The organism is Lactobacillus sp. M0396 (assembly GCF_016101625.1).
GTDB lineage: Bacteria > Bacillota > Bacilli > Lactobacillales > Lactobacillaceae > Lactobacillus > Lactobacillus huangpiensis.
In genome coordinates, this window is sequence record NZ_JACFQE010000002.1 from 235,368 (window position 1) to 253,009 (window position 17,642).

13 protein-coding genes are annotated in these 17,642 nt (G+C 35.8%); 6 read left to right on the forward strand and 7 right to left on the reverse strand.

The annotated features are described in order from the left end of the window. Positions 1–405 precede the first annotated feature (405 nt). From H3T43_RS03630 to H3T43_RS03640, 3 genes are read left to right on the forward strand one after another with little or no spacing between them, the layout of a single operon-like run. Positions 406–1,671 carry a M20/M25/M40 family metallo-hydrolase gene (locus H3T43_RS03630; RefSeq protein WP_198212689.1) on the forward strand — a complete coding sequence of 422 codons (1,266 nt, stop codon included), beginning with the start codon at positions 406–408 and terminating at the stop codon, positions 1,669–1,671. Position 1,672: 1 nt separating this feature from the next. Next, on the forward strand, positions 1,673–2,491 hold the full coding sequence (locus H3T43_RS03635; protein WP_034978475.1) for a DUF3100 domain-containing protein: 819 nt from the start codon (positions 1,673–1,675) through the stop codon (positions 2,489–2,491). After that, on the forward strand, positions 2,484–2,969 hold the full coding sequence (locus tag H3T43_RS03640; protein WP_045928807.1) for a hypothetical protein: 486 nt from the start codon (positions 2,484–2,486) through the stop codon (positions 2,967–2,969). Before H3T43_RS03635 ends, H3T43_RS03640 begins: the two co-directional genes overlap by 8 nt. A gap of 405 nt (positions 2,970–3,374) precedes the next feature. Here H3T43_RS03640 and H3T43_RS03645 read toward each other — a convergent pair whose 3' ends face one another. Both H3T43_RS03645 and H3T43_RS03650 read right to left on the reverse strand, forming a co-directional pair. Next, positions 3,375–4,541, reverse strand: coding sequence for a MalY/PatB family protein (locus H3T43_RS03645; RefSeq protein WP_198212691.1), 1,167 nt, complete (start codon positions 4,539–4,541; stop codon positions 3,375–3,377). 5 nt (positions 4,542–4,546) lie between these two features. Beyond that, positions 4,547–5,437, reverse strand: a complete 891-nt coding sequence (locus H3T43_RS03650) for a DUF3737 family protein (protein WP_198212693.1) — start codon at positions 5,435–5,437, stop codon at positions 4,547–4,549. A gap of 274 nt (positions 5,438–5,711) precedes the next feature. On the opposite strand from H3T43_RS03650, the gene H3T43_RS03655 reads away from it, so the two are divergent. Continuing rightward, complete coding sequence (locus tag H3T43_RS03655; protein ID WP_198212695.1) at positions 5,712–7,175, forward strand: glycoside hydrolase family 1 protein; 1,464 nt, start codon at positions 5,712–5,714, stop codon at positions 7,173–7,175. A 30-nt stretch (positions 7,176–7,205) separates the two neighbouring features. Then, complete coding sequence (locus H3T43_RS03660) at positions 7,206–9,056, forward strand: glucose PTS transporter subunit IIA (RefSeq protein WP_198212697.1); 1,851 nt, start codon at positions 7,206–7,208, stop codon at positions 9,054–9,056. A gap of 90 nt (positions 9,057–9,146) precedes the next feature. On the opposite strand, the gene H3T43_RS03665 is transcribed toward H3T43_RS03660, so the two are convergent. Beyond that, positions 9,147–9,896 carry a sulfite exporter TauE/SafE family protein gene (locus H3T43_RS03665; RefSeq protein ID WP_198212699.1) on the reverse strand — a complete coding sequence of 250 codons (750 nt, stop codon included), beginning with the start codon at positions 9,894–9,896 and terminating at the stop codon, positions 9,147–9,149. A 101-nt stretch (positions 9,897–9,997) separates the two neighbouring features. Between H3T43_RS03665 and H3T43_RS03670 the strand changes: the two genes are divergently transcribed. Continuing rightward, complete coding sequence (locus H3T43_RS03670; RefSeq protein ID WP_198212701.1) at positions 9,998–10,555, forward strand: TetR/AcrR family transcriptional regulator; 558 nt, start codon at positions 9,998–10,000, stop codon at positions 10,553–10,555. 110 nt (positions 10,556–10,665) lie between these two features. Here H3T43_RS03670 and H3T43_RS03675 read toward each other — a convergent pair whose 3' ends face one another. The 4 genes from H3T43_RS03675 to H3T43_RS03690 all read right to left on the reverse strand — a co-directional run bounded on the left by H3T43_RS03675 (position 10,666) and on the right by H3T43_RS03690 (position 17,641). After that, positions 10,666–11,688, reverse strand: coding sequence for a branched-chain amino acid aminotransferase (locus H3T43_RS03675; protein ID WP_198212703.1), 1,023 nt, complete (start codon positions 11,686–11,688; stop codon positions 10,666–10,668). Between the two features lie 253 nt (positions 11,689–11,941). Beyond that, positions 11,942–14,038, reverse strand: a complete 2,097-nt coding sequence (locus H3T43_RS03680) for an ATP-dependent Clp protease ATP-binding subunit (RefSeq protein WP_198212704.1) — start codon at positions 14,036–14,038, stop codon at positions 11,942–11,944. 205 nt (positions 14,039–14,243) lie between these two features. Beyond that, on the reverse strand, positions 14,244–16,775 hold the full coding sequence (locus H3T43_RS03685) for an excinuclease ABC subunit UvrA (RefSeq protein ID WP_198212705.1): 2,532 nt from the start codon (positions 16,773–16,775) through the stop codon (positions 14,244–14,246). After that, the gene (locus H3T43_RS03690) at positions 16,775–17,641 is read right to left on the reverse strand and encodes an alpha/beta hydrolase (protein WP_198212706.1); all 867 of its coding nucleotides are present in this window, start codon (positions 17,639–17,641) and stop codon (positions 16,775–16,777) included. The genes H3T43_RS03685 and H3T43_RS03690 overlap by 1 nt, the downstream gene beginning before the upstream one ends. Position 17,642: the final 1 nt, after the last annotated feature.

Consider the following 17,642-nt stretch of genomic DNA (forward strand, 5'->3'; position numbering starts at 1 on the left):
TTATTGCATATTTAATAAATTCAACTATATGTTGCCGAAATTTTTGAAAGCAAAAATAAACCATGACCTGCAATCAAGGTTGCAAGTAATTAATATTAGCTAGTCCAACCTTTAATTCACTAAGTCCAATTTAATCAAGCTAAAGCTGATAAATCTTAATTTTATCTTAGCTAATTTAGCCATAAAAATACCCCCAAATTTGTCCTAAATTTGGGGGGTCACATTATTTTGTAATTACTCTTTCTTTTCGTCCAAATATTAACACCTGTCCTCTAGCTACATATTTTGATAAAATACGAACTTTTATAACATAAAATAACATTTTCGTTCTTGCATAGTTGCTAATTTTATTTTATTCTTATTATTGTCACATATGATAATAATCAAACAAAAAGTGAGGATACAATGTCAAGTTTTCAAAAATACTATGCTAGACTAACTGAAATTGCCGATTTTTTACTTCATAATCCAGAACTTGGTCATAAAGAATTTAATACATCTAGAAGGATTGAAGATGAAATTAACAAAATTAGTCCTGAGTTAAAAATCGAACATTATCTAGATACAGGGTTAAAAATAACGTTAACTAATGGTAGCCAGAAAACTATTGGAGTTATCGCTGAAATAGATTCACTCTACCAGCCTAATCACAAATTAGCAGATGCGAATACTGGTGCTGCTCAAGCTTGTGGCCATTATACACAAGTCACTACCGCACTGGCAATTATGAATGAAATAATTACCAATCACCGACTTAAAGAGTTTGGTGCTAATTTGGCATTTATCTTCACTCCATCTGAAGAGTTCGTCGATCTTGCTTGGAGAAAACAACAAAAAGAGGCAGGCAAAATAGATTACTTCGGTGGTAAGCAAGAAGCTATCAAACTGGGTATTTTTGACGATATTGACTATTGTATTTCAGTTCATGCAATAGGTGAAGATTTTGATGAACGAACTATCGAAATTAATTGTGATCTCGCAGGCTTTAATTTTGAATATTTTGATTTTTATGGCAAAGCTAGTCACGCAGCCTTCGCTCCATATGCAGGTATTAATGCTCAAAGCATAGCAACACTATTCAATACTGCTTTAGCTTTGCAACGTCAACAAATTAAGGATCCCAATCGTATAAGATTCAATCCAGTATTTATTGGAGAAAATCATGAATCAATTAACGTAATTCCTGATCATATTAAAATGGGTACGGACTTAAGATTTTTTGACATAGACAACGCACAAAAACTAATGAACCGTTTTAAACAGGCAGCAGAAGGCTGTGCATCAGCACTTGGTGGTTCTGTTGAATCTGAACGGCAAGTTGGCTACCTGCCTTTGATTTCCAGTAAGAGTATGAGTGCTATAGTGAAAGACGTCTTTTCTGCAAATGAAAAAATTCCTGGTTTAATAGAAGACCGGGGCTACACAATGGCAGCAGGTGATATCGGAGATGTTAGTTTCTTAATACCAACCATTCAAATCGGTTATGGCGGTTGGAACGGAACAATTCATGGTGATGATTTTACTTTAGTTGATCCTGAATTTGTACTAGCAATTTTCCCTGAATTTGTCTTTAACAGTATTCTTAAGATTTCAAATAACTTAGATCAGGTAAAAACTTATAAGAAAACAAAAGAAGAATATCTAACTGAATTAGAAAAGATGGCAAAATAAAATGAAATATTTAAAAGCATATGGTCCGCTAATCATTTTAGTGTTGTTAATAGATACGGTTTCTGAAATGATTAGTACCCAAGTATTTAAAATCGGCAAAATTGAAATCTCTATCTTACCTCTAGTATTTGCGGTAATTATTGCTATTTTAGTTTATTTAATCCCAGCAAAGCCTATTAAAAAACTTTACAATGATAAACGGGTGAAATTTGCAGGTAAATACATGATTCTTATCATGTTGCCTTTAATGGCACGTTATGGAGCGAATGTGGCCCCTAAAATCAACGAAATTATTTCTGTTGGTTGGGTTTTTCTAGTCCACGAATTAGGTAATTTAGGTACGATTATCTTCGGTTTACCTGTAGCGCTATTACTTGGCTTAAGAGAAGAAGCTATAGGTTCAACCTTAGGCTTAGGCCGTGAAGGTGAACTAGCATATATTAGTGAAAAATACACGCTAAATTCCCCTGAAGGTCGTGGCGTACTTGGAATTTATTTAATTGGTACCATTTTTGGTTCAATTATCTTTTCAATCCTTGCTCCACTTCTTCTAGGCATGGGCTTTAACTATAAAGCTGTTGCAATGAGTGCCGGTGTTGGTTCTAGTTCAATGATGACTGCAGCTTCATCGTCTTTAGCAGCTTTGGTACCAAAACACAGTGACACTATTTTGTCTTTTGCCGCAGCCAGTCAATTGCTAACTAGTTTTATTGGCACTTATATCATGTACTTCCTAGCAGTGCCTCTGCAAAGATTCATGTACACACACATCACCAGCCTACTAGACAAAAAGAAAGAAGTTTATCCAGATCATGACTAAAGAAAACAATTTATATGAATTATTTAAAGATGCAGTCATTCTTTTACTTAGTGTTAGCTTAGTATTATTTGTTCAATGGGTTAAATTAATTAGAAATCCCAAAAGCACACCAATTACTACTGACACATTCATTGGTTTAGGTATGTTATGGCTTTTTTCACTACTAGGCATAGTTATCAGTATGCTGATGAAAAAAGTACCTTGGAAAATCATTCAGGGCTTCCCTATTCTAGGCTGGGTTTCAATTGTTTCTCTGATTTTTTGTTTGCTTAGTCCCTACTGTGTTCGTGTTATTAATGCTGTAGATTTCCTTTCACTAACAACCTCTGTTCTAGCATTTGCTGGAATATCAGTTACCCACCGTTTGAAAGAATTGACTAAAATAAGCTGGAAGATTTTAATCGTCGCAATTTTTGTTTTCTTTGGTATGTACTTTATGGACACCTTAATCTCACAAATTGCCCTTAATCTTAGTTAAAAGTAGTTTTTAAAAAACCAAAAGTCGCGATAACTTTAATTAGTTTAAACGGCTTTTTATTTTTGCTTATATATCATTTAATAAAAATTTGAAGAAAAGCCATTTACATATTCCATTTTACAAAGATATCTGCAATTTTTAATTTTTAACTACAGATTTAAATCAAATTTTTAATGTTATTTCCTAGTTTGGCAATATTTCCTGGGAAATAATACACAATTGTCTCCTTTAACTATTTGGTTCATTCCTTTCCCAGTTTCACATGAAACAATACAATTTTTAGAAGCATATGTTTTCAACATCTTTAAGGATTTAAAAATACTATAAATATTTTTGATCCGCTTAAAATTTTTAGACAATAAAAAGGCAACTATGATAATTACCATAGTTGCCTTTTTAAAGCTCTCAAGCCAAATAATCTGTCAGTCCCACCTTTAACCGTTCTAAGCCATCTTTAACCATTGTTAAGGGACAAGCAAGATTCATACGCAAAAAGTCGTGACCATTTCCGCGATAAATACTTCCGGGTGATAAAACCAGACCGGTTGTTTTTTCTAAGAATTCCGCTAATTTTTGCGAATCGCTACTAATTTGACTTACATCAAGCCAAATTAAGTATGTTGCTGCGCCTGCAACTACCTTAACTTGTGGAAGGTTCTTATTGATGAATTCTTCAGCATAAGTGAAATTAACATTTAATTGCTTAATCAATGCCTCTAGCCAGTTGTGACCATGTTCATAGGCAGCAATAGTTCCAGGAATAGCCAGCAAATTTGGTTCAGCTACCTCATCGCTATTAAGACCGCGATTAACCATAGCGCGCAAATTACTATTTGGTACAATCACTGTTGCTGCGTGTAGTGCAGCAACGTTAAAAGTTTTACTGGGTGAAACTAATGAAACAACGTTTTCGCGTGCAGGATTATTCACTGAAAAAGCTGTGGTATAGTCTGGGCCCTTGCGCACCAAGTCGCCATGAATTTCATCAGATAAAAGAACTACATGATGCTGATAGCATAAATCTGCAATTCTTTGCACTTCTTTTTGAGTCCATACCTTACCAATGGGATTATGAGGATTACAAAAAATCATCAGTGTTGTCAAAGGTAAAGCTAATTTCTGTTCGAGATCATCCCAGTTGATTGCATAATTTTCGCCATCAAATTGCAAGTCATTGGATAAAACATGTCGGCCATTATTTTCAATTGAATTGTAGAAAACATTATATACAGGAGCTTGGACTAAAACGTTATCGCCAATGTGGGAAACTCGTCTTACAATTGCAGAAATTGCGGGTACCACCCCTGTAGTAAAAATCATCCATTCCTGCTGAGGCCGATGACTATGTTCTTTTTCGTACCAGTCAGCCACCGCTTTAAAATAGTCATCTTCAGGCCACTCGTAGCCAAAAACACCGCGATCAACTTTCCTTTTCATTGCGGTAATTATTTCGGGTGCTGTTTTAAAATCCATATCAGCAATTGACATTGGCAAATCACCCTTTTTGACATGCCATTTGACTGAATCTGTATCTCTTCTATCTGGTGCATTAACAAAATCATACTTATCCATTATTTCTAATCCTTCGGTTTCTGATTTTCATCTGAATGATTAACTTTCGCATCAATTTTAGCACAATCAATTTCAGTTTCACTAGGAGTTATTTTTTGAGGATCTAAAATTAATTTACCAATTGCAGGAGCAGAAATTTTACCAGAAATTGGATTTTTCACACTGTCAATTTTGCTTGAAATTGCAGCATTAATATTAGAAACATATTCAAATGCTAAGTCAGTATGAATTAAACTGGTATTTTTCAATTCCAGATGGTCGATGTAATTAAGCCCCTGGTCGCTTTCAATTTTACAATTGATAAACTTGATATTTTGTCCGTTCCATGCCAAATATTCACCATCTATTATCGAATCATACACAGCAACATTTTGACAATTCCAAAAAGCATCTTTAGAAATAAAAGTGGAGTGATGTACTTCAATATTTTTAGCTCCGTCAAAAGCATAATTACCAATAACACTAACGTGGTCAAGATAGATGTTTTGACTGTCTTTACCAAAATAGTCACCGTTAACTTGACTATTGGTAATTCTGATATCTTTGCAGGTCCACATCGTTTCTGCAGCATTAGCAAAATGAACATTGTCTATGACTATTTTTTCTGCTCTCCTAAATAATTTTGGAGCCTGCAAAGCCGAATTTTTAATAGAAATATTTTTGATATACCATATACCACTTCGCGCCATAGTTTCAAATACAGTATTATCCACATTAATGTCCCTGTCATACCATAATGGATATTTCCATTTAAAGATAGAATCCTTGATATCAATTTTACTGGCTTCCTTAAGCGGCGACTCACCTTCACCAAAAGTAATTCCTGCCAGTTGTGAATTTTTTAGTCCAAAAAGAATTCTTTCACCTTCAAAAAAATGATTTTTGATAATATTCATTCCGATCTCTTTTCTCTTTTGTATTGTTACCAGGAAAAACCCTAATTCTTTATTATCCTCTGAAAAGCTTCCAACTTAAAATGCTATTTGATTAGGTTCCTTTATTACAAATAGTTATAACAAGCATATCATTGGCTCCGTATGTATTTTATCATTTAGTTAAAAATTCATTGTATATTTGTAAGCTATATGATAAGGTTATTAAATAATTATTACATTTATTATCAAATTCAAATCAAATATTATTGCTATCTATGTAGAAAGGCCATCTAATATGGAAGACATTAACTATAGAAAAAATTACCTACTTGGAGGAGCAATTGCGTGTTCTCAAGCAGATGGAGGCTTTCAAGAAGGAGGCAAAGGAATTTCTACACAAGATTTACGCTATCTAGATCCTAGCTGGACACCTGAGCAAATTGAAGATAAGCACCAAAATAATCCTTTTTCACAAGAAGAATTTGATCAAGCGTTAAAAGATCAGGGAACAAAATATTATCCCCTTAGAAGAGGTATTGATTTCTATCATCACTATAAAGAAGATATAAAAATGCTGGCAGAAATGGGATTGCAAATTTTTCGTACTTCTATTAGTTGGTCAAGAATCTTCCCCAACGGTGACGATCAAGAACCTAATGAAGAAGGAATTAAATATTACCGTGACATGTTTACTGAGTGTAAAAAATACGGGATAAAAGTTTTCGCCACAATGATTCACTATGACATCCCCGTTAATTTGGTCATAAAATACGGTGGCTGGAAAAACAGAAAAATTATTTCATTTTTCGAAAAATATGTAACTGTTTTATATAAAAGATTAGGTGATTTGGTAGATTACTGGTTGCCATTTAATGAAATAAACGCTGCTAAGTTTTCCCCTTGGGATGGAGTTTGCTTAATACCTGGTACAGAAAAGAACATGGATCAAGAGATTTTCCAATGCCTACACCACCAATTTTTATGTAGTGCTAGAGCAGTACAACTAGGACGCGAGCTTGTGCCAGGAAAACTAATTGGCGGTATGATTGCCCGTTTCACTACTTACCCAGCTACTTCAAAGCCGGAAGACAATTTGCAAGCCATCCAAGATGACCAGTATTCAAATTGGTTTTACTTAGATGTTTTAGCAAGGGGCTACTATCCAGAATACATGAAGCGTTATTTTGATAAAATAAACGTTCATATTCACTTCGAACCCGGTGATAAAGAATTGTTAAAAGACGGAACTGTTGGCTTTGTTTCCTTCTCATACTACTTTTCACAGGTTTCAACTAATGCAGCTAATTGGGAACAAACTGCAGGCAATCTGATTATGACTAAGAAAAACCCTTATTTAAAGGAATCCGAGTGGGGTTGGCAAATCGATCCTATTGGCTTAAGGTTCACTCTTAACCAAATATATGATCGCTATCACCTACCAATTATTGTTGCAGAAAATGGTATTGGTGCCCATGACGAATTGACTTCAGATCACAAAGTACACGACGATTACCGCATCGCATATCTTAGTGCCCATATAGATCAATTAGATGAAGCTGTAAAAGATGGCGTAAATTTAATTGCTTACACTATGTGGGGCATAATCGACATCGTTTCTTGCGGTCCGTTAACCATGGATAAACGATATGGCATAATCTATGTCGATTTAGATAATGGTGGCAAAGGTACAGGAAAAAGATACAAAAAGGACTCACTTTACTGGTATAAGAACAAGATTGAAGAACATATCAAAAATTAGTCTCATTAGTACCAGAAAGGAAAAATTATTATGGAAAAGAAGGAGTTAGCAAAGAGTATAATTAATTATCTTGGTGAAAGTAATAACATCAATAACTATTGGCACTGTATTACCAGGCTTAGATTTACAATCAAAGACGCTAGTAAAGCAAAATTAGAAAAAATTGATAATTTACAAGGTGTTCTTGGAACTACTATCAAGAGCAATCAATATCAAATAGTAATTGGTCCAAACGTGGATTCAGTTTTTGCAGAAATTGAGAAAATTATAGGTCCTCAGCAAAATGATAATAGCCAAGATCAAGGTAAGCACAAGTTTAAAATCACTGGAAAAGTAATTCTAGATGTCATTTCAGGTGTTTTCCAACCTATTTTACCCGCATTAGTTGCAGGTGGTATGCTTAAAGGTATTTTGGCAATAGTTCTAGCAATTTCACCAGGACTCGAAAAAAACACCACGATGGCTCTATTTAATTTAATCGCTGATGTTCCTTTTTACTTTTTACCATTCTTACTGGCAATTTCATCAGCACGCAAATTTAAATTAAATGAATTTCTTGGCATCTGTATGGCCGGTGCATTGCTTTATCCTACATTTGTTGCCAAAATAGCAAGTGGTCATTCCGGGTTAACGCTATTTGGCTTAAATATTCCAGTCTTTAACTACGCCTCTTCTGTTTTTCCAGTTATTTTGGGCGTAGGACTAATGGCCATTATTTATCACTTTGTTGACCGCTTTATACCTGACGTATTAAAATTGGTGGTTGTTCCTGCCATAACTTTAATTACCGCCGTACCAATTGCAATGTGGATTTTGGCACCACTAGGAGCATACGGAGGTCAATATCTAGCTGACGGTATAGTATGGTTATTCCAAAAAGCTGGTTTGTTAGCAGGATTTTTATTAGGATTTTTCATGCCATTAATCGTTTTAACGGGTATGCATCAATCAACATCTCCTATTCAAATTCAGAATATCGCTACATTAGGTTATGATTACTTATTGCCCGTCTCTTTTGTACACAATATGGCCGAATCTGGAGCAGCTTTTGGCACTTCTTTAAGAATGAAAAATAAAGAATTGCGTGCTGCAGGATTATCTACCAGTTTCTCTGCTTTTATAGGCATTTCTGAGCCTGCTCTTTATACAGTTAATGTGGTTCATAAAAGTTCCATGCTAGCAGCAATGTGTGGTTCCGGAGTTGGTGGCATGCTAACCGTTTTACTTGGTATTAAGTGCTATGCATTTGTAATGCCCGGCATCACTTCTCTGCCTGTTTATGTCAAGGCGGGTCAAGGCTTTACCAATGTTTTGTTAATGATTATATGCTTAATAGCAGCTTTCTTAACTAGTGCTCTAGTAGCAGTAATTTTAGGTGGAAAAGTTGCTCAAAGAAGTGAAACAAAATCCAGCTCACCACAAAGCATGACTTTTAGTACTCCTGCTGCCGGAGTTGTAATTCCATTGGAAGATGTAGCTGATTCAGTTTTTGCCAGCAAAACAATGGGTGAAGGTTTTGCAGTTAAGCCTTCTGAAGGCAGCATCTATGCTCCAGTTTCAGGTAAAGTCACTATGTTGGCAGAAACAAAGCATGGTATCGGTATCACCACAAATAATGGCCTAGAGGTTTTAATACATTTAGGAATTGATACAGTTGAACTAAATGGTAATCCTTTTAAGCTTTTTATTAAAAAAGGTGATGAAGTCGCTTCCGGTCAAAAAATTGCATTCATGGATATTAAGCAAGTTAAAGACAGTGGCAAAGATCCAACTGTCATCGTGGTAATCACAAATTCAAAAGACAAGGTTAAGAATGTTAAATTTACACTGCCAAATAAGTCTGCCGCAGATTTTGATGAGATAATGTCTGTGCAATTATAGAATTAAGAATTTAATATACACCAAAAAACGTGATTCTGTTTTTATAGCAGGATCACGTTTTTTATTCTAATAAACCGTATTTTTCAGGACTCAGAGCAATGACTTAACGCCTAATAATACCAGCAAGACACCAACTGTGGGTTTCATGTAGCGTGTGATTTTAGTTTTAGCTAGAATTTGGGCAAGTCTAGGTGCAATAACAGCTCCAATGATAGCACCGATCATCAAAGGCAAACCAGCAATCCAATCTACTCGCCCGTCTGCAATGTGAAAGATAGCACCCGTGATAGTCATAAAAACCAGAACATAAGTTGAAGTTGCAGTAGCCTGAAAATCTTGTAATCCCAGCAAAAATAAACCGCCAATAATAACAGCGCCACCACTCATGCCAGCAACGCCAACCATTAAGCCACCTAAGATACCATACATACCCGCTTCTAGCCTGGAATATTGCGTTTTTTTAACAGTTGCGGCAGTTTGCGTTTTCTTCTTGAGTAGCATATTAATGCCAAGAACTACCAAAACGATTCCTATCAGCCATTTATAAATTTTGGCAGGAATATATTTTGAGAGTAATGCGCCTATTATCACAGCAGGAATTGCCGTCATTAACATTTGATTACCTATTTTAGTATTTATTTGTCTTTGATGATAATAGCTAATTGCACCAATAATTAATGAAGGCAAAGCTGTCACTAAGGAAGTAGAAGATGCTGTTGCAGCATTTAATCCAAATAAGCCGGTCAATATTGCCAGGTAAATGGCTGCTCCACCACCGCCAAAAAGAATAACGAAGGTTCCTATTATCAACCCTATTAGTCCCAGCAAAAAAATTTTCATATTATTTGACCTTCTTAATTTTTTTAAAATTATATGTTATAGTTACAATATGTAATTATAGTTTACATATTGTAAAAGTCAAATTAAGTAAGGAGTTAAAAATGCCACGACAAATTTTGTCTAAAGAAATAATTATTAAAACAAGCATTGAGTTAATTGAAGACAACAAAGAAAATAATTTTGCGTCTATTGCCAAAAAACTTGGCACTCAATCGCAAGCTCTATATAATTATTTTCCTAATCAGTTAACACTAAATTACGCCATAGTTGCGTGGACTGTTAGCTTGCTAACAGATCAATTACGCAAAGATTTGTTTGGCAAAGCTGGCCTGAAAGCAATTATTGATTTTGCAATGACATTTCGCAAAACAGCACTGAATCATTTTCTCTTAACTCAATTTGTTTTAAAAATGCCACGCACTAATAACTATCCTGAAACTACCGCAGCTTTTAATGAGCTAAAATCTATCTTTAATCAAATGATAGCAACAGAGTTCACTGACTCTAAAAAACAATTACTGGCAAGCAGATGCATTAGAGATTTAGCAATAGGAGATATTGTCAACGTTGGAACAGGTTGGTTTGCAGATAAATCGCTACCAGCTGATAAAAGTTTTCGTAAATTGCTGAAACAAAACCTTAGTGATATTGCAAAATAAAAGTTTTGAAGTATTAAACCTAAATTGTATCGAAACCTTTGGTTTTGTTTCGAAACTAAAATAAAAAAAGCGAGTCCTAAGACTCGCCTTTTTTATTCCCAATTTGTAACTTAATCCAATGTTTGGACCCAGCCTTCTGGGCCTTTCTTGTTACCATACTGAATATCAACCAGTTCGTTATAAAGTTTCTTAGTAACTGGACCAGTTTCTGTTTCACTATAGATAACATGTTTTTTACCCTCGTAGGTAATTGAACCTACAGGAGAAATTACAGCAGCTGTACCCATTGCACCAGCTTCTTTCATGTTGAACGCTTCTTCCAAGGTAATCTGGCGTTCAACTGGGTTTAGACCTTGCCACTTAGCGACTTCCAAAAGTGAGCGCTTAGTAATAGAAACCAAAATCGATTTTGATTTTGGTGTGACAAACTGTCCTTCTTGGGTAATGCCGTAGAAGTTAGCACCACCAAATTCGTCAATATATTTATGTTCACGTGGATCCAAGTAAAGACTATCGGCAAAACCGTTTTTATGTGCTTCAACTGTCGGAAGCAAACTGCTGGCATAGTTACCGGCTGTCTTTGCTTGACCGGTACCAGCATATGCGGCACGGTCGTATTCACTAACAACGTAATCTGCAGGGTTCAATCCTTTAATGTATGCGCCAACTGGAACCGCAAAAACGCGGAAGGTATATTCAGTGGCCGCTTCAACACCTAAAACTTTACTTGTTCCTACCATAAGTGGTCGTAAATAAAGAGTTGCGCCACTATCATATGGTGGTACAAATTCTTCATTAGCTTTAACAACTTGTTTTACGGCATCAACAAATCTATCTTCAGGAAATGGCGGCATGGCTAACCGCTTTGCTGAAAGAGTAAAGCGGTGTGCATTTTGATCAGGTCTAAAGAGATTGATCTTACCATCTTTTCTACGGTAAGCTTTTAGTCCTTCGAAAACCTCTTGTCCATAGTGCAGTACTTCCGCGCCTTCAGAAAAGGTCATGGATGAATCTTCGGTCAGTTCTCCTTCCTGCCATTCTCCATCTTTATATTTCGCCTCATATCGATAAGGCAGATCACGATACTTAAATCCCAGATTTTTCCAATCCAGGTCTTCTACTCGTTGTTTCATTTGATTGTCCCCTATAACAAAACTACAAAAGCTAAAAAATAATTTTTAGCTTTTTAATAATAATTTAATTGCTACCTAATTTAAACTATATTTTTGTTGATGTCAATAGTGAATTCATATTAATCTTAATAAAATAATATGAATTTCTGATAATTAAACAAAAATTCAATTTTGTTACTGTATGGAAGGTTTCACATGAAACAACTAGAAGCAAAAAAGGGATCATCCTCTATTGAATGATCCCTTTTTAACATTAATCTTGTTTTGTTTTATCGTTATTTTCAGATTTTTCTTTTGGCTTAATGTCTAATACTGCAGCATCATTTAAGTAAACATGCTTGTCATCTGCTGTAAACTTGACTTCTTTGGTATCAGGCTCTTTCATTAATAATTTAGCAATTGGGGTTTCCAAGTCCTGCTCAACTACCCGACGTAAAGGTCTTGCACCAAACTTTTTATCATAGCCCTTTTCAGCTAAATAAGCTTTAGTCTCATCAGAAACGTTAACCTTAACATTCTTTTTCGCCAAAACATGTGCCATTTTACTTAAGTAAATATCAATAATTTTATTCATATCATCTTTAGTTAAGGAATTAAATGGCACAATCGCATCAAGTCTATTCAAAAATTCTGGTCTGAAGTATGCTTCCAAAGCCTTGATTAATTTATCATGATCTACTTTACCGTCTTTTAGCAATTGGTCGGAATAACCTGCATTAGAAGTCATGATCAAAATTGTATCCTTGAAGGAGACTGTTCTGCCTTGTGCATCAGTTAAACGGCCATCATCCATGATTTGAAGCAAAGCATTAAACACTTGCGGATTAGCTTTTTCAATTTCATCGAACAAAATCAGGCTGTATGGCTGGTGACGAACTTTTTCAGTCAATTGACCGCCTTCGCCATAGCCAACATAACCTGGAGCAGAACCAATTAGCTTGTTAACTGCCATCTGATCTTGATATTCTGACATATCAAGTCTAATCAGATGATTTTCACCACCAAACAATTGAATAGCCAATTGTTTAGCTAATTCTGTCTTACCTACACCAGTAGGTCCGGTTAATAAGAATGTACCAGTAGGACGATCATTGTCTTTAAAAACTTGTTTACGGGCAATTGCATCAGTAATGACATCAACCGCATTATCCTGATCAATAACCACTTTCTTTAATTTTTCAGCTAAATCAAGATTCTTTTGTCCCTCACTTGCATGCAATTCACTCATTGGAATCTTTGTCTTGGCTTCAATCAAAGCATAGATATCTTCATCAGTAACATGTGGAGTCGCTTCATTATCTACATGATCAGCTTTGTCGCGCAACTCTTCAATCTTCTTTTTCAGCTCACTTGCTTTACTGTAATCTTCCTTTTTGGCAGCAGTTTCTTTTTCACTTTCCAGCTTTTTAATCCGATTCTTTAAAGTTGCTTCATCATCAGGAATAGTGTCGAGACCCTTTTTGGCACCTGCTTCATCCATTAAATCAATGGCTTTGTCAGGTAAGTACCGTCCCTGAATGTAGCGCTGTGATAATTCAACAGCCAGCTTTAAAGCACTGTCATTGTATTTTACATGATGGAAAGCTTCATATTTATCTTTTAGACCTTCCAAAATTTTGACAGTCACTGCAGCAGATGGCTCAGGAACTTGTACAGGCTGGAACCTACGTGCTAGGGCCGCATCATTTTCAATCCTGCGGTACTCACTCGTAGTCGTTGCACCAATCAGATTCAAGTCGCCACTAGCCAAAGCCGGTTTCAAAATATTAGCAGCGTCACCATTGTTATTTTCAGAGTCAGTTGACCCTGCTCCGACAATATTATGTAATTCATCAATAAATAAGATAATATTAGGATTTTTCTTAGCTTCGTCAATCACTTTTTTCAGGCGCTCTTCAAAGCTACCACGCAAACTTGATCCAGCAACCATATCATTAATGTTAATTGCAATAATATGTTTGTCTTTCATCTTGTCAGGAACATCGCCTGCAGCGATCTTCTGTGCCAATCCTTCTACAATGGCAGTTTTACCTACACCTGCTGGTCCAACTAAAACTGGATTGTTCTTTTTGCGCCGACTTAGAATCTCTATAACTTCCTGAATTTGTTCATCACGCCCAATTACAGGATCGTATTTATTTTTCTTTGCTTGCTCAACCAAATCAACTCCAATTGGCTTTTGTCCTTGCTTTTGCCCCATTTGTCCGTTTTGGGATATGTCTTGCGGTGAAATATTCATACTGCTTGAATAGTGAATAGGAATAGCTCCACCTTTATCATTAGTGTTATTAAAGAAAGAATTGTTTAATTCGTTAAATAAATCATCAAAATCATTATCAAAATATGCCATATGTAAACACCCCTTTGATAGGTTATAAATTTGTAATTAGCACTCGTAGCGTTCGACTGCTAATTGCTTACATATAATATTATAGCAGGTTATCCACAGAAAGCAATAGTTTTGATTAACTTTTTCCACAGATTGTTTGATTTTTCCACAAAAATAAAAAAGCCTTAAAAGCAGCGCTCTCAGCTACTTTTTAGGCTCTATTCTTTTATTTTTGATATAATTTAAATTGCTTTGCCAAATATTTACCTGTTAAACTACCAGAATTTTGAGAAATATCCACAGGGGATCCGCTTGCAATAATTTTTCCTCCTTGTAGTCCTCCTCTTGGTCCCATATCAATCATATAATCACTGTTAGCCATAATATCCAATTCATGCGTAATAGTAATAATAGTTCCTTCTTGCTCGAGTAATCTTTGAAACACTTGTAAGAGTGTTCTCACGTCTTGTGGATGTAGTCCCACTGTCGGTTCATCAAAAACAAATAAAGTGCCCTTTTGCCTTTGATGAATGTGACTAGTTAACTTTAACCGCTGTGCTTCTCCTCCTGATAATGCTGGAGTAGACTCCCCTAGATGAAGATAACCTAAACCCATGTCATGTAATGTTGTAATTGTTTTATTAATTTTTGGCTCTTTTTGAAAAATTTCTTCTTTTAAGGCATCATCTACCGAGTAATCCAAAACGTCAGCAATACTTAGATTGTGCCATTTTACCTGCAAGACATCTTGATTGAAACGATGACCTCCACATACTGAACATGTTTCAACCATGTCAGGCAAATATTGGATATCAAGTGAAATCACACCAGTGCCACCGCATGCAGGGCATGCACCTTCTTTATTATTATATGAAAAATGAGACGCGCGATATTTTAACTTTTTAGCTAAAGGCTGTTTGGCAAAAAGTTTACGCAAGTTGTCCATAATATCTGTATAAGTTGCAACAGTTGATCTCTGATTCTTACCAACTGGTGTAGAGTCAACACTAACCACGTTTTTAATATAGTTATTGTTTAAGCTCTTTACCCACTTAGGTCTTTCACTGTTATTTTTTTGTGCCTTTAATGCCGGAATCAAAGAATCTAGAATGAGAGTAGTTTTACCAGCACCTGAAAATCCGGTAACAGAAGTTAAGCGATTGACAGGTATTTGCACATGCAAGTTTTTTAAGTTAAAGCGCTCAGTAACATCAAGTTTTATTTTGCCATGTTTAAAGATTTGGTCTTTATTGACCCTGGGTCTGACAAATAATGGTGCTTTACCTGTTAAATACGGTCCAATTAAGGATTTTTCATTATGTTCTATCTCTTTAGGTATTCCCTGGGAAATAATTTCACCACCCTGGCTACCTGAACCTGGACCAATTTCAATCACCCAATCAGCCGCATTAATAATGGAAGTTTCATGATCAACAACAACTAAAGAATTGCCTTGATTGACCAATTCATGAAATACATCAATCAACCCAGCTACATTGTCAGGATGCAAGCCCACTGATGGTTCATCTAATACATAGAGTACCCCTGTAGTTTCGGTGCGCAACGTTCTGCCAAGCTGAATACGTTGAAGTTCACCTGTAGACAGACTACTTGCCTGCCTGTCTATGCTCAAATAATCTAGTCCTAATTTTAATAGAGGTTTGACTTGATGCAACAATTCACTCGTTAAATTTTCTGCTAAGTCTTGCATGTCTTGTGGCAAACTTGCTAAAATCTCATCCATATATTGAGTTAATTCACCTAAAGTCAGTTTCTCAGCTTCAACAATATTTTTGCCGGCAACTAGCTGCTGCCAGCGACTAGGATCAATCCGATAGCCATGACAGCGAGGACAGGTACTAAATTTATAAAAAGAATTAATTCTTTGCAATCCTCGCTCCGACTTTGTAGTTTTACGGGAGTTAGCCACTGCATTATAGGCATTTTCATATAACGCATCAAGATGATAAACCCGACCAGTTGAAGTTGGCAAGTCAATAGGGACTTTCCGCTCTTTACCGTGAAGCACAAAGTCTTTTTCTTTAGCATTCAACTCTTTATATGGGATATCAGTACGTACACCTAATTCACGGGCAATGCGCCACATCCAATTTCGACCGGGAATTTGCCAAGTGGCTACCGCACCTTTTTCAAGCGTTAAATTTTCATCAGCAATAATCTTACTATCATCAATCTGCTCAACCGTTCCTAAACCCTGGCATTTTTGACACGCACCATCTGAATTAAACGCAAAGTCTTCAGCACTAAAAGCATAAAATTGTATGCCACATGTAGGACACGTCAAGCGACCCATTGCTTCCCCAGTTAAATCCATTGCTTCCGCAATTTTTATGGTTGGTGGAACTCTGTGACCATTAGGACATACGGGTGAACCTAATCGGGAAAAAATTAGTCGTAGGATATTAAAAACTTCCGTCACTGTGCCAACGGTCGAACGCACACCAGGAACAGCCGGTCGCTGCCTTAATGCCAATGCTGAAGGGATATGTTTTACCTCATCTACTTGTGCAGGACCAACTTGGCTAATGCGTCTCCTAGTATAGGCTGCTAAGGAATCAAGATAACGTCTTGCACCTTCTGAGTATAAAATGCCCATTGCCAAGCTGGATTTACCAGATCCGCTTAAGCCAGAGATTGCTACAAATTTATGTAGTGGAATATCAACATCAATGTTTTTTAAATTATTAACTCTACCACCAATTACTTCAATTTTAGTAGGTTGTTTTTGGTATTTCATTAATGATTCTCCTTTCCCTTAGCAGGCTTTAATGGCCTATTTGGTTTCTTTAATAAGTACTGTCGAATTGCTTGAATTACCTGCTTATTTTGCGGCAAATCTGAGTGATCTGCTTTTTCACCTGTAACTGTCATTGCCGTATAATTCTTAACCTGATTTTGAAAAATAAATTTACCGGCAGCTACACTTGTTTCAGGTACGATTCCATCTGATTCATAATTTTTCCCTCCAGAAAGAGAATAAACCTTTAAATATTGCGGTAGTGTTGCACGATTTTTAATAAAATCTGCCAGCATTTGCGTCCGATTATTAATATTACTTTCAGTAAAGTTATAAGGAGTTCCTAAAGTCATTAACTTCTTTATCTTAATGTTATCAGAATATTCAGAATAATAATGTTCCAGCCAATAAGTCCAAATTAAACCACCGTTGGAATGACCAAATGCTTTAAAATTATTAAACTTATAGTTTTGAATTAGTGATTCAAACGCAACATTTAGCCATTTTGCCTGTTTTTTAATATTTGTATAACCGTCTTTATTGTTGTCAAAACCAATAATAATAAAAGGCTCCAAATCGTTTTTACCAATAGAGCCACTGTAAGTTAGTTTTGCTTCACGTGAAACTTTGATTTTTATTACACTGTGTCTGTTGAGAGTAGTTTTATTCAGTTCATCAATTAAATCGTTAAAACGCTCAGTTGTGGCACTGGAACCAGGAACCATTATTACTGGGGAAAGCAGCGACTTGCTAAGTTCCGCTCTTGATTTATTATCCTTTTTCATCCAAAAAAAACTGGGGACAGCCAGCATAATTAAAACAATTATGACCAAGATTAGCCATTTATAATTAGGATTTTTACGCATC